Annotated in this window: 11 protein-coding genes; 8 read left to right on the top strand and 3 right to left on the bottom strand. The window is 73.9% G+C overall.

The features are described 5' to 3' along the window. The first annotated feature begins 93 nt into the window (after window positions 1–93). Both ACIHAA_RS08645 and ACIHAA_RS08640 read left to right on the top strand, forming a co-directional pair. Window positions 94–297, top strand: a complete 204-nt coding sequence (locus ACIHAA_RS08645) for an MbtH family protein (protein WP_399814604.1) — start codon at window positions 94–96, stop codon at window positions 295–297. Window positions 298–426: 129 nt separating this feature from the next. After that, complete coding sequence (locus ACIHAA_RS08640; protein ID WP_399814602.1) at window positions 427–972, top strand: GNAT family N-acetyltransferase; 546 nt, start codon at window positions 427–429, stop codon at window positions 970–972. 53 nt (window positions 973–1,025) lie between these two features. On the opposite strand, the gene ACIHAA_RS08635 is transcribed toward ACIHAA_RS08640, so the two are convergent. Further along, the gene (locus ACIHAA_RS08635; RefSeq protein WP_399814600.1) at window positions 1,026–1,925 is read right to left on the bottom strand and encodes a serine hydrolase; all 900 of its coding nucleotides are present in this window, start codon (window positions 1,923–1,925) and stop codon (window positions 1,026–1,028) included. A 248-nt stretch (window positions 1,926–2,173) separates the two neighbouring features. Between ACIHAA_RS08635 and ACIHAA_RS08630 the strand changes: the two genes are divergently transcribed. Beyond that, complete coding sequence (locus ACIHAA_RS08630; protein WP_399814598.1) at window positions 2,174–2,719, top strand: cysteine hydrolase family protein; 546 nt, start codon at window positions 2,174–2,176, stop codon at window positions 2,717–2,719. Then, the gene (locus ACIHAA_RS08625; RefSeq protein WP_399814596.1) at window positions 2,716–3,648 is read left to right on the top strand and encodes a GlxA family transcriptional regulator; all 933 of its coding nucleotides are present in this window, start codon (window positions 2,716–2,718) and stop codon (window positions 3,646–3,648) included. Before ACIHAA_RS08630 ends, ACIHAA_RS08625 begins: the two co-directional genes overlap by 4 nt. Window positions 3,649–3,749: 101 nt before the next feature. On the opposite strand, the gene ACIHAA_RS08620 is transcribed toward ACIHAA_RS08625, so the two are convergent. Together ACIHAA_RS08620 and ACIHAA_RS08615 are read right to left on the bottom strand one after the other, a co-directional pair. Continuing rightward, the gene (locus tag ACIHAA_RS08620; RefSeq protein WP_399814594.1) at window positions 3,750–4,169 is read right to left on the bottom strand and encodes an ATP-binding protein; all 420 of its coding nucleotides are present in this window, start codon (window positions 4,167–4,169) and stop codon (window positions 3,750–3,752) included. Window positions 4,170–4,282: 113 nt separating this feature from the next. Continuing rightward, entirely contained in the window at window positions 4,283–4,990 is a 708-nt protein-coding gene (locus tag ACIHAA_RS08615; protein WP_399814593.1) for a transcriptional regulator, read from the bottom strand. 161 nt (window positions 4,991–5,151) lie between these two features. Between ACIHAA_RS08615 and ACIHAA_RS08610 the strand changes: the two genes are divergently transcribed. The 4 genes from ACIHAA_RS08610 to ACIHAA_RS08595 all read left to right on the top strand — a co-directional run bounded on the left by ACIHAA_RS08610 (window position 5,152) and on the right by ACIHAA_RS08595 (window position 12,016). Beyond that, window positions 5,152–6,129, top strand: a complete 978-nt coding sequence (locus ACIHAA_RS08610; protein WP_399814591.1) for a threo-3-hydroxy-L-aspartate ammonia-lyase — start codon at window positions 5,152–5,154, stop codon at window positions 6,127–6,129. Window positions 6,130–6,210: 81 nt separating this feature from the next. Further along, a complete protein-coding gene (gene hemC / locus ACIHAA_RS08605; protein ID WP_399814589.1) occupies window positions 6,211–7,143 on the top strand; it encodes a hydroxymethylbilane synthase in 933 nt (310 codons plus the stop codon). An 89-nt stretch (window positions 7,144–7,232) separates the two neighbouring features. Continuing rightward, entirely contained in the window at window positions 7,233–11,327 is a 4,095-nt protein-coding gene (locus ACIHAA_RS08600; RefSeq protein WP_399814587.1) for a Pls/PosA family non-ribosomal peptide synthetase, read from the top strand. Beyond that, the gene (locus tag ACIHAA_RS08595) at window positions 11,324–12,016 is read left to right on the top strand and encodes a BPL-N domain-containing protein (protein ID WP_399814585.1); all 693 of its coding nucleotides are present in this window, start codon (window positions 11,324–11,326) and stop codon (window positions 12,014–12,016) included. Before ACIHAA_RS08600 ends, ACIHAA_RS08595 begins: the two co-directional genes overlap by 4 nt. Window positions 12,017–12,021 lie beyond the last annotated feature (5 nt).

The raw sequence follows: 12,021 nt of genomic DNA, 5'->3' as shown, positions 1-12,021 counted from the left end.
GCGCGGGCCGCGCGCCACCACGGTACGACCTGCACCCCCGCCCCCGTAGCCCGTATCCCCACCCCATCGCCATCCACGACAGGAGAACACGACATGGACGAGAACACCCGCTACCAGGTGCTGCGCAACGACGAGGAGCAGTACTCGCTCTGGCCGGTCGACATCGAGGTGCCCGCAGGCTGGCAGCCCGTGGGCAAGGAGGGCACCGAGGCGGAGTGCTCCGCCCATGTCGACGAGGTCTGGACCGACATGCGTCCGCGCAGCCTGCGCGAGCGCATGGACACCGCCGGAGCCTGACCGCCTGAAACGGGCCCGGGACGGCGCGCGGCGACCCCGCCGCCGTCCCGGGCCCCCGTCGCACCCGGCCCGAGACGCCGTCCGGCGCCCCCGGCCGCCCCACCCGCTCCCCACCCCAAGGAGTCCGCCATGACACCCGTCCTGCACACCGAACGGCTCGAACTCACCCCGTACCGCCCCGAGGACGAGGACGCCTTCGTCGCCCTGCTCCGCCATGAGGAGGTCCGCCGCTGGATGGGCCAGGACGAGGTGCCCGAGCAGGACATCCGGACCCTGTTCCGGGCCATCCTCACCGAGGTGTATCCCCGGGAGCTCTTCGACGTCTGGGGTGTCCGGTACCAGGGGACGTACATCGGCCATGCCGAGGTGAAGAAGACCGGCAACGTCGACGGCCATGAACTCATCACCGCGCTGCACCCCGAGTACTGGCGCCTGGGGCTCGGCACCGAACTCGTCCACGGCCTGCTCCGCCACGCCGCGGAGGGCCTGGGCCTGAAGGAGGCCTACGGCATGGTGGGCGCGGAGAACACGCCGAGTCTGGAGATGTGCCGGCGCCTGGGCTTCACCCATGTGCGGGACGTGGTCGGGGACGACGGCACGGTGACGAAGATGATGGTGATCCCGACCAGTGCCGTCCCGGCCCGAAGAGGGACCGAGAGGGAGAGATCCTCATGAGGAACGGCTCCTGGGACGCGTAGGCCCGCCGAGCAGGTGTTCCTGGGGTTGTGTCAGTGGCCCGTCGTCGCCCGTACGGCGTCCCGGGCCGCCTCCTCCACCAGCGCGACGCCGTCCTTCATCGACGGGCTGCCGTCGGAGAGGACCGCGACCAGATAGTGATGCCCGTCCACGGCGACCTGGCCGATGCTGTTGATGTCCCACAGCCCGCTGGCGGTGCGCTGGAGCCAGCCGTTCTTCAGCGCCCACCCCGCCCGCCCGGCCGCGGAGACGCCCCACGCCTGGTCGTCCTCGATCCGGGTCATCAGCGTCCGGATGTACTCCCGGGACTCCTCGCGCAGCGCGGGGGAGGCCGGGTCCGCCGCCGGGCGGGTGCCGAACACCGCGCGCAGCAGCCGGATCTGGTCACGCGCCGTGGTCCGGGTCAGCCCCCACAGCAGGCCGGGGCCGCCCTTCGTCGTGGTCATTCCCAGCCGCTTGTTGGCGGCCTCAAGGCCCGGAGCCCCGCCGATCTGCTGCCACAGCGCGGTCGCGGAGTCGTTGTCGCTGCGCCGGATCATCGCCTCCGCGTGGTCCAGCTCGTCGGGGGTGAGCTGCCGTCCCGCGTCCTGCGCCTGGAGCAGCACGGCGGCGAGGATGTCCACCTTGACGATGCTCGCGGTGTCGTACGGGGTGTCGTCGCCGTGCACCGTGGGTTCGAGATCGTCGCCGTCCAGACCGAGCACCGCGGACGTCACCCGCGGCGCGGCCTGCGGCTGCACGGGCGCCGCTGCGGCGGGGGAGCCGGGGCCGGTCGGCGAGTCGGCCGCATGCGCGGGCGCGGCCTGGAGCACGCCGGTGGAGACCAGGGCCGTCACCGAGGCCAGCAGCACACCGGCGCAGGCGACGGAGCGCCTGCCCCGGGAGCGTCGGCCGGTGTCCGGGCACGGGGCGGAGAAGGAGCGGAAAAGCATGGTGAGTCACCTCTACAGGTCTCGGGGGGAGGGGCGACTGAACGTCGAACGTAGACAGATCGCCCGTTTTGCGAAGTGACCACTGTCACCGAGAGGTGGCTTTCGCCCCGGAATGTGGCCAGAACCACAGCCCCCTGCCCCCAGGTCGCGCCACCGAGGCTGGGGGTCCGGCAGATGACCGGATCGTTCCGCCCCGGGCCCTGATCGGGTCTTGGACGGGGGTATCGTGGCCGGTCACCATGGGTGTCATGAATCGCGCACTGATTGTTGTCGATGTCCAGGAGTCGTTCCGCGCCCACCCGCTGTGGGAGCAGATCTCCGACCCGAAGATCGCCGAGCCGGTGGGGCGGCTGGTCGCGCTGGCCCGCGCGGCGGGCGACCTCGTCGTCTGGGTGCTGCACACCGAACCGGGCACGGGGAGCCTCTTCGACCCGGAGTCAGGACAGGTGCGGCTGCTGGCGGAGCTGGACGGGCCCCGGCCCGGCGAGCCCGTGCTCCACAAGACGTCCCACAACGCCTTCACCACCACCAACCTCCAGCAGCTGCTGACCGAGGCGGGCATCCGAGAGCTGCTGGTCTGCGGCATCCGCACCGAGCAGTGCGTGGAGACCACCACCCGGCTCGGCAGCGACCTCGGCTACCGCGCGGTGTTCGTCACCGACGCCACCGCCACCCACCCCATCGGCGACCTCAGCGCCGCGGCGATCATCGAGCGCACCGAGGCGGTGCTGCACGACCGGTTCGCCCGGATCGCCACGGTGGCCGAGCTGGAGGCGGAGGCGTCCGGCGCGTGAGCCGCGTGGTCTTCGTCCTGCTGCCCGGTGTGCATCTGCTCGACCTGGCCGGGCCCGCCCAGGTCTTCAGCACCGCGGCGGACCTCGGGCGCCCGTACGAGCTGTCCTACGTGGCCGAGCAGTCGCAGGTCGTCAGCGCCCAGGGGCTGCCCCTGCTGGCGGCCACCGAGTGGCCCGTGCTGCACCGGGACGACCTGCTGCTGGTGCCGGGCCGTCGCGCCTCCGCCGGGCGCGACGCGTCCGGCCCCGGGGAGGAGCTGCTGCGGCGGCTGCGCGCCCACCACGAGGGCGGCGGCACGGTCGCCAGTGTGTGCACGGGGGCCGAGGCGCTCGGCCGGGCGGGGCTGCTGGACGGGCGCCGCTGCACCACGCACCACGAGGTCCAGGACGAACTGGCGGCCCGCCATCCCCGGGCGGTCGTGGTGCGGGACGTCCTGTTCACCACGGACGAGCGCGTGGTCACCTCGGCGGGCATCGCCAGCGGTATCGACCTGGCGCTGCACCTGGTGGCCGCCCGCCACGGTCCGGCACTCGCCGCGCGGGTGGCCCGGGACATGGTGGTCCACACCCGGCGCAACGGCCATGAGCCCCAGGCCAGCGCCATGCTCCGGCACCGGGCCCATCTCGACGACGCCGTGCACCGCGTCCAGGACCTGATCGACGAGCGCTTCACCGAACCGCTGCCGCTGGAGGCCCTCGCCTCCTACGCCGGGGTCAGCGCCCGCACCCTCACCCGCCGCTTCGGCCGGGCCACCCACGGTCTGAGCCCCCTGCGCTATCAGCAGACCCTGCGCCTGGAGCGGGCCGAACATCTGCTCGGCCATGGCGCCACCATGGAGGCCGCCGCCCGCGAGGTCGGCTTCGAGGACGCCCGTATGCTCCGCCGCCTGCGCCACCGCCCCGAACCGGCCGGAACACCGGGGGCATGAGGGAGGGGCGGCCCGGCGGAGCCGCCCGTCAGTCAGACAGGCCCGAGGAGCCTTCGGCCCGGCTAGCAGCCCTCGCCCCCGGCCAGCAGCCTTCGGCCCGGCTAGGAGCCCTCGACCCCGGCGGGCGGCCGGAAGCAGGCGTGGACGATCTTGCCGTCGGGGCAGGACCGCGCCTGCCAGTCGTCGGCCAGCGCGTCCACCAGCAGCATGCCGCGCCCGCCGAGCCGCTCGGTGCTCGGCGGCCGGGGCGTCGGCAGATGGCTGGAGGAGTCGTGGACCGCCACATGCAGACAGCTGGTGTCCCAGCTCAGCACCAGCTGCGCCGAACTGTGCGCATGCACATGGGCGTTGGTGACCAGCTCCGAAATGGTCAGCAGGACCGCGTCCACCGTCTGCGGGGCGCCCTCGGTCCAGCTCAGCGACTCCAAATGGTCGCGGGCCCAGTCGCGGGCCGCCTTCACTCCGCACTCCAGCGGCAGGGAACGCGCCCACCCCACCGCCCGCACCGATGATCCGCCCATCGTGTCCCTCCCGTCCCTCCCGGTCGAGGTCATGCAGCGTCCGGGTACCCGTCCGGCCCGCGTTGACGCAGCCCGCCGCACACTCCTGTCCCGGCGGGCGCGGCCGTGGCCGCTCAGGTGTCCTCTCCCTCGGCGGTCCGCGCCGCCGAGAGATAGGTGTAGGCGGAGGCCCGGGAGATCCCGATCCGGTCCGCGACCTGCCGCACCGCGCCGCGTACGGCGAACACGCCCCGCCGGTCGAGGTCGCGGAAGAAGGCGAGCCGCTCCTCGCGGCCGAGCCGGTGCCACGGCTTGTGCGGCCGGAGCAGACGTTCGTCGACGATCGCGTCCAGCACCGCCCCGATGTCGTCGCCGAAGGTGGTGACCGGTACGGCCGCGGGGGAGGGGGCGGCTCCGGCCAACTCGCCCACCAGTGCGTGGGCCTGGTGCAGGGCGGTGATGTCGAGGTTGACGCACAGGGCGCCGAAGGCCGTGCCGCGGGAGTCGCGGAGCACCATGGTCGAGGACTTGACCATGGTCCCGTCCCCGGTGCGGGTGACGTAGTTCAGCCGGTCGCGCGCCTGGTCGCCACGCGCCAGCAACTGCATGCCGATCTCGCTCATGGACCCCCCGGGGCCCCGCCCGGTGACCGAACCGGCGAGCGCGACGATGGAGCGCTCGGGCCGCCGGAAGTCATGGACCACCACTTCGCAGCAGGACCCGAAGGTCGCCGCGATCCCGTCGATCACCGGGGTGAGGGCGGCGAGGACGGCGTCCTGCTCCTCCTCCGCCGCCCGGGACGGCAGAGAGCCGTCGGGGTGCCCGTCGTCGGCTGCGCTCATGCGTGATTCCCTCCGCGGTCCGCCGGTGCCTCACCGGTGCAAACGATCCTCCTCCACTCTGGACTCCCAGTACAGGTCTGGACAAAAATTCCACGCCGCGGCAGAGTGACGGCGTCGAGGGCCCGCAGGGCGCTCCCCGTGACCCGGAACGGAGCAGGTACATGACCGACTCTCAGCGCGCCACCCGCGTCACCCTGGAGGACGTGCGGGACGCCGCCGCCCGGATCGAGGGCGTCGCCCACCGCACCCCGGTGCTGCGCTCCCGCACCCTGGACCGGCTGGTCGGCGCCGAAGTCTTCGTCAAGTGCGAGAACTTCCAGCGGGTCGGCGCCTTCAAGTTCCGCGGCGCGTACAACGCCGTGTCCCGGCTCTCACCCGGGCAGCTCGCCAAGGGAGTCGCCGCCTACTCCTCCGGCAACCACGCACAGGCCGTCGCCCTCGCCGCCCGGGAGCTCGGGACCACCGCCGTGATCCTCATGCCGGAGGACACCCCCCGCTCCAAGATGGAGGCGACCGCCGGATACGGCGCGGAGATCGTCACCTACGACCGCTACACCGGAGACCGGGAGGCGATCGGGGAGGCACTCGCCGCCGACCGGGGACTCGCCCTCGTACCGCCGTACGAACACCCGCATGTCATCGCGGGACAGGGCACGGCCGCCCTCGAACTGGTGGAGGAAGCCGGGGAGTTGGACGCCGTCATGGTGCCGGTCGGGGGCGGTGGCCTGATCGCCGGGACTGCCACGGCCGTCAAGGGACTGCTGCCCGCCGTACGGGTGATCGGGGTCGAACCGGAGGGCGGGGACGACACCAAGCGCTCCCTGGAAGCCGGGCACCGGGTCGCCGTCCCGGTGCCGCGCACCATCGCCGACGGCCAAGCCGCCGACATCCCCGGGGAGTTGACCTTCTCCATCAACCAGCGGCTGGTGGACGACATCGCCCTGGTGAGCGACGAGCAGATCCGGGACGCCATGCGGTTCGCCTTCGAACGGATGAAGCTCGTCCTCGAACCCAGCGGCGCGAGCGCCCTGGCCGCCCTGCTGGCCGGCCGGATCGCGCCCCTGCCCCGGCGGATCGGTGTCGTCCTCTCCGGCGGCAACATCAGTGCCCAGCGGTTCGCCGGGATCGTCGGCGGCTGACGGGCCGACACGCGCGCGTGCGGCCGCGCCGGTCGGGGGAAGTCGTCCGCGCGGGCCCGGCCGAGGCACTATCGTGCCGTCATGCCCGTCGACCTCATCCGCATCGTTTCCCGTGACTCTCCCATGGCGCTGGCCCAGGTGGAGCGCGTCCGTGCCGAACTGGCCGTGCTGCACCCGGCGGTGCGCACCGAGGTGATCCCGGTGAAGACCACCGGCGACAAGTGGATGGGCGACCTCTCCAAGGTGGAGGGCAAGGGCGCCTTCACCAAGGAGGTCGACGCGGCGCTGCTGGCGGGCGAGGCCGACCTCGCGGTCCACTGTGTGAAGGACATCCCGGCCGACCGCCCGCTGCCCGCCGGGACGATGTTCGCGGCCTTCCTCAAGCGCGACGACATCCGGGACGCCCTTGTCGACCCCGCGGGCCGCACCCTCGGTGAACTCCCCGCCGGAACGCGTATCGGCACCTCCTCCGTGCGCCGCACGGCCCAGCTCGCCGCCTCCCATCCGCACCTCGACTGCGTCCCGATGCGCGGCAACGCCAACCGGCGCCTCGACAAGCTCGCCGCCGGGGAGGCCGACGCCCTGCTGCTCGCCCTCTCCGGGCTCCGCCGGATCGGCCGTCCCGACGTGGTCAGCGAGATCCTGCCGGTGGAGACGATGATGCCGCCGATCGGGGCGGGCGTCCTTGCCCTCCAGTGCCGCGAGGACGACACCGAGACCATCGAGACCGTCAGCGGCCTCGGCGACCCGGCCACCCACCGCGAAATCCTCGCCGAGCGGATGTTCCTGCACGTCCTCCAGGGCCACTGCAACAGCCCGATCGCCGGGTTCGCGCGCTCCGAGCGGGGCGAGGAACTCTCCCTGCGCGCCTGTGTGTTCACCCCCGACGGCAAGACCGTGCTCAATGCCCATGAGTGGGCGGGCCGTCTCGACCCCGCCACCCTCGGCACCTCGGTCGCGGTCGCCCTCCTGCGCCAGGGCGCGCGCGACCTGATCGACGGCATCGCCCACTGAACCGGCCGCCCTTCTCAGCGCCCTCTCAGGAGGCATCGGACAGGCTGGGGGAGTGACCGACAGGCGAGCGCACGGGAGAGTGAGTGCCCATGGCCTCCCACACCTCGGTCCCGCCCCTCAGCCCGGCCGGAGGCCGTACCGGCCCGGCGACGGCGGGCCCTCCCCGCCGACTGCACCGCTTCTTCGAGTCCACCTGCGACCGGACGCCCCTGTCCACGGCGCTGGAGTGCGACGACCGCACCCTGACCTACGCCGGACTCGACGCCCGCGCCAACCGGCTCGCCCACTTCCTGCGCCGCAGCGGCATCGGCCCGGGCGCACGCGTGGCGCTGCTGCTGCCGCGCTCCGTCGACCTCTACGCGTCCCTGCTGGGGATCGGCAAGGCCGAGGCGGTGTTCGTGCCGATCGACCCCGCGTCCCCGCCCGACCGGATCTCCTTCGTCCTGGACGACGCCGCCGCCACCGTCCTGCTCACCGGCTCCGCCGCGGACCCGGTGGCGCGGCAGACGCGGCCACCGCCCGGGTGCCGGGTCCTCGACCTCGACGACCGTGCCGCGGAACTGGACACCCTGCCCGCGACCCGCCCCGACCCCACCGGCGCGGGCGGCCCCGACCCCCTCGCGTACATCATGTACACCTCGGGATCCAGCGGCCGCCCCAAGGGCGTGCAGATCGCCCAGTCGAGCATCTGCAACTTCCTCCGGGTCGTCACCCCCGTCTACGGCGTACGGCCCCAGGACCGGGTGTACCAGGGGATGACCGTCTCCTTCGACTTCTCCATCGAGGAGATCTGGCCGACCTGGGCCACCGGCGCCACCCTGGTCGCCGGACCGGCCGGTCCCGGGCGGCTCGGCGAGGACCTCGCCGATTTCCTGGAGGAGCGCCGCGTCACCCTGCTGTACTGCGTCCCGACGCTGCTCGCCACGGTGGACCGGGAACTGCCGCGGATCCGCACCCTCGTCGTGGGCGGCGAGGCCTGCCCGGGACGGCTCGTCGAACGCTGGAGCAGACCGGGGCGCCGCATCCTCAACACCTACGGCCCGACCGAGGCGACCGTCACCGCGACCTGGAAGGAACTGCGTCCCGGGCGACCGGTGACCATCGGGCGGCCGCTGCCGACGTACTCGGTGGTGCTGCTGGACGACCGGCGGCGGCCCGTGCCCCCCGGCGCGGTCGGCGAGATCTGCCTCGGCGGGCCCGGTCTCGCCCGGGGCTATGTCGGCCGTCCGGAGCTGACCGCCGACCGCTTCATCGACTCTCCGCGGGCGCCCTTTGGCGGTCGTCTCTACCGCACCGGGGATCTCGGCCGGGTCAACGGCGAGGGCGAGATCGAGTACCTGGGCCGGGCCGACGCCGAGGTCAAGATCCGCGGCCACCGGGTCGCCCTGGACGAGATCGAGAAGGTGCTGCTGGAGGACCCGGGCGTCGCCGACGCGGTCACCGCACTCGTCCCGACACCGGGAACGGACTCCCTCGCCGCCTACGTCGTACGCGCCCCAGGGCCGCCGGGCCGGGACACCCCGCACGCCCCGGACATCCCGGCCGACGACGGCCTCACCGCCCGGCTGCACGACCGTCTGCGCCGGGCCCTGCCCGCCTATATGGTGCCGTCGTACCTGGACGTCCTCGACCGGCTCCCGGCCATGCCCAGCGGCAAGGCCGACCGCCGACGGCTGCCCGCCCCGGCCGCCCGGCTGATCGGCGGCGACGGCACCGTGGCCCCGGCCCGCGGACCCGGGGAGACACGGGTGCGGGACGTCTGGTCCCAGGTGCTCGGCATCCCCCGGGACCGGCTCTCGGCGGACGCGGACTTCTTCACCGACCTGGGCGGCCACTCCCTGCTCGCCGCCCGGGCCGTCTCGCTGCTCCGCGACCGGGACGGCGGCACCGGACCCACCCTGCGCGACCTCTACGGCCACCCCACCGTCCGGACGTTCGCGGCACGGCTGCACGCCTGCGCCGCCACCACGGCACCCGCCGCCCCGCCCCGCCCGGCACCGCTGCGCCACAGCGGCCGCCGCATCGCGCTCGCCGGACTGGCCCAGGCCGCGGTGCTCTACGCCGTACTGCTTCTGCTCACCCTGCCGGTCGCCCTCTACGCCGCCGCACACCCCGGCATCTCGCACTGGTCGGTCGTGGTGCTGGCCGCGCTCGCGCCGACCGGGTACGCGGGCCTGCGGTGGATCGTGCCCTTCGCCCTGGTGCGCCCACTGGCGGCGGGCATCCGGCCGGGCCGTCACCCGCTGTGGGGCGGAACCCATCTGCGCCTGTGGGCCGTCGGCCTGCTTCTGGGCCTCAGCCCGCTCCGGACCCTCAGCGGCTCCCCGTTCGCGGGCCCCTGCCTGCGGCTGCTCGGGGCCCGCGTCGGAGCCCGCACCACCATCGCCACCGGTCTGGTCCCGCTGCCGTCCCTGCTGACCATCGGCAGCGACGCCGCGATCGGCTACGGCGTCTCCCTGCGCGCCTGGCAGGTCGCGGACGGCTGGGTCACGGTCGCCCCGATCACCATCGGCGAGGGAGCCTTCGTCGGGGCCGGCGCCGTACTCGAACCCGGCGCCCGGATGGGCCGCCGCTCCGGGCTCGGCGAGCAGTCCGCCCTCGGCGTGGACGAGGAGATCCCCGACGGGGCACGCCGGGCCGGATCCCCCGCCCGCCCGGTGGACGCCCTCGCCCCCGCCGTCGAGACCATGCTGCGCCGGGACGGCACCCCGGACCGGTGGCGGCCCCGGCACCTGGCCGCCGCGGGACTCGGCGTGCTCCTGCTGGAACTGGCCGTGCCCGCCATGGGACTGCCGTGCCTGGCGCTGTACTGGTTCGCCCGGCTGCGCTGGGGGACCGGTCCGGGCCTGGCCGCCACCGCGGCGGCCGGACCGCTCTGGGTGGTCACCGTGTGCGCCGTGGTCGCCGCCGGAAAGCGCGCGGCGCTCCCCGGGGCGCCCGCCGGGATCCATCCGGCCCGCTCCGGCCTCGGAGTGCGCAGGTGGATCGCCGACAAACTGCTGGAGTCGAGCCTCGCCCTCACCAACCCGCTCTACGCCACCCTCTACACCGTGCCGTGGCTGCGGCTGCTCGGCGCCCGCGTCGGCCGGGGCGCCGAGGTGTCCACCGCCGCCCATCTCGACCCGGACCTGCTCACCCTGGGCGAGAGCAGCTTTGTGGCGGACATGGCGAGCGTGGGATCCGCCGCCTTCGCGGCCGACCGGATGGCCTTCGGACCCACCGAGGTCGGCAGCCGCGCCTTCGTCGGCAACGCGGCCCTCGTACCGGCCGGAACACGGCTCGGACCGGGCTCACTGGTCGGTGTGGCGACCGTCCCGCCCCCGGACGGGGTGCCCGGCGGCACCACCTGGCTCGGCTCGCCCGCGCTGCGGCTGCCGGTGCGCCAGAGCAGCGGTTCGTTCCCCGAGGAGCTGACGTACCGGCCCTCCCGCCGGGCGGTGCTCGGCCGTCTGGGCATCGAGTTCTTCCGCGCCACCGTGCCGCCCGCCGCCCTGGCCGCCGGTGTCGGCCTGTATGTGACCGCGCTGTCGGCGCTGGCCCGTCGGACGGGACCGGCGGCGGCGTTCGTCTCGCCCGGTCTGGCCGCGGGCGGCTCGCTCGCCGTGATCGCGTTCTGCGTGGTGGTCAAGTACCTGGTCGTCGGTCGCTACCGGCCGCGCGTCGAGCCGCTGTGGAGCCTGTTCGTACGGCGCACGGAGTTCGTCACCGGTGTCTTCGAGGCCGCCGCGGTACCGGCCGGGGTGGGCACGCTGGCCGGGACGCCGTTCCTGCCGCCGGTGCTGCGTCTCTTCGGCGCCTCCATCGGCAGGCGCACCTGGATCGGCACCACCTTCCTCACCGAGTTCGACCTCGTGGACGTGGGCGACGACGCCGCGATCGACACCAACGCCTCGCTCCAGACCCATCTGTTCGAGGATCGGGTGATGAAGATGTCCACGGTGACCGTCCATGCGGGGGCGAGCATCGGCACCCGCGCGGTCGTGCTCTACGACGCGGTGGTCGGCCGGGGCGTCCGGCTCGGCCCGCTCTCCCTGGTGATGAAGGGCGAACGGCTGACACCGGGGACGAGCTGGCACGGCCTGCCCGCCGAGGGGCTGACCGTGCGTTCCCCGGGTACCCGGGACCGGCCACGCGCCCGCACCGGGTGCACGGACCATGACGAAGGGGCGGCAACGACACCGTGACGGACACCAGGAACCCCGGCGGTACCTCCCGCCCCCTCGCCCTCGTCTACCGGGGACCGGCCTCGCTGCCGGGCTGCCCCGAGGCGGTCGCCGGACTCCTCGCCGAGGGGCCCTGGAACCTCGACGTACGCTTCACCGGCCCGCGGGAGGAACTGCCGCTGTCCGCCGCGTCGCTCTCCCGGGCCAGGGTCTACGCCCAGCCGGGCGGCGGCTCGCTGCGCCTCGCCTACTGGAGGCTGTGGCGACGGCGCCGCGCCATCCGCGACTTCGTCCGGGGCGGCGGCCGCTACCTGGGCTTCTGCCTCGGCGGCTATCTCGCGGGTGCCACCCCGGGCTTCGGCCTGCTGCCCGGCGACACCGACCAGTACATCTCCTCGCCCGGCTGCTCGGTCCACGACGAGAGCAACACCGTGGTCGAGGTGGAGTGGCGCGGCCGCCCCCGCACGGTGTTCTTCCAGGACGGGCCCCGGTTCATCCTCGACGACCCCGTGGACGCGGACACCGAGATCCTCGCCGCCTACGACAACGGCACGCCCGCCATGGTCGTGTGCCGCTACGGCGCGGGCCGCGTCGGCGTCACCGGACCCCACCCGGAGGCCACGGCCGACTGGTACACCGACTACGGCCTGCGCCGCCAGGACACCCGTGACCTGGCCCACGACCTCGTGGACGCGACCCTCCGCCCATGACCGTG

Source organism: Streptomyces sp. NPDC052040 (genome assembly GCF_044548405.1).
GTDB lineage: Bacteria > Actinomycetota > Actinomycetes > Streptomycetales > Streptomycetaceae > Streptomyces.
Note: the sequence above shows the minus strand (reverse complement) of the source record. Positions and strands in the feature narration are given on the sequence as shown.

Coding starts and splice junctions, on each gene's coding strand:
- ACIHAA_RS08635 (WP_399814600.1), bottom strand. CDS start 1,925: ATGCTTTTCCGCTCCTTCTCCGCCCCGTGCCCGGACACCGGCCGACGC.
- ACIHAA_RS08620 (WP_399814594.1), bottom strand. CDS start 4,169: ATGGGCGGATCATCGGTGCGGGCGGTGGGGTGGGCGCGTTCCCTGCCG.
- ACIHAA_RS08640 (WP_399814602.1), top strand. CDS start 427: ATGACACCCGTCCTGCACACCGAACGGCTCGAACTCACCCCGTACCGC.
- ACIHAA_RS08610 (WP_399814591.1), top strand. CDS start 5,152: ATGACCGACTCTCAGCGCGCCACCCGCGTCACCCTGGAGGACGTGCGG.
- ACIHAA_RS08645 (WP_399814604.1), top strand. CDS start 94: ATGGACGAGAACACCCGCTACCAGGTGCTGCGCAACGACGAGGAGCAG.
- hemC (WP_399814589.1), top strand. CDS start 6,211: ATGCCCGTCGACCTCATCCGCATCGTTTCCCGTGACTCTCCCATGGCG.
- ACIHAA_RS08630 (WP_399814598.1), top strand. CDS start 2,174: ATGAATCGCGCACTGATTGTTGTCGATGTCCAGGAGTCGTTCCGCGCC.
- ACIHAA_RS08600 (WP_399814587.1), top strand. CDS start 7,233: ATGGCCTCCCACACCTCGGTCCCGCCCCTCAGCCCGGCCGGAGGCCGT.
- ACIHAA_RS08615 (WP_399814593.1), bottom strand. CDS start 4,990: ATGAGCGCAGCCGACGACGGGCACCCCGACGGCTCTCTGCCGTCCCGG.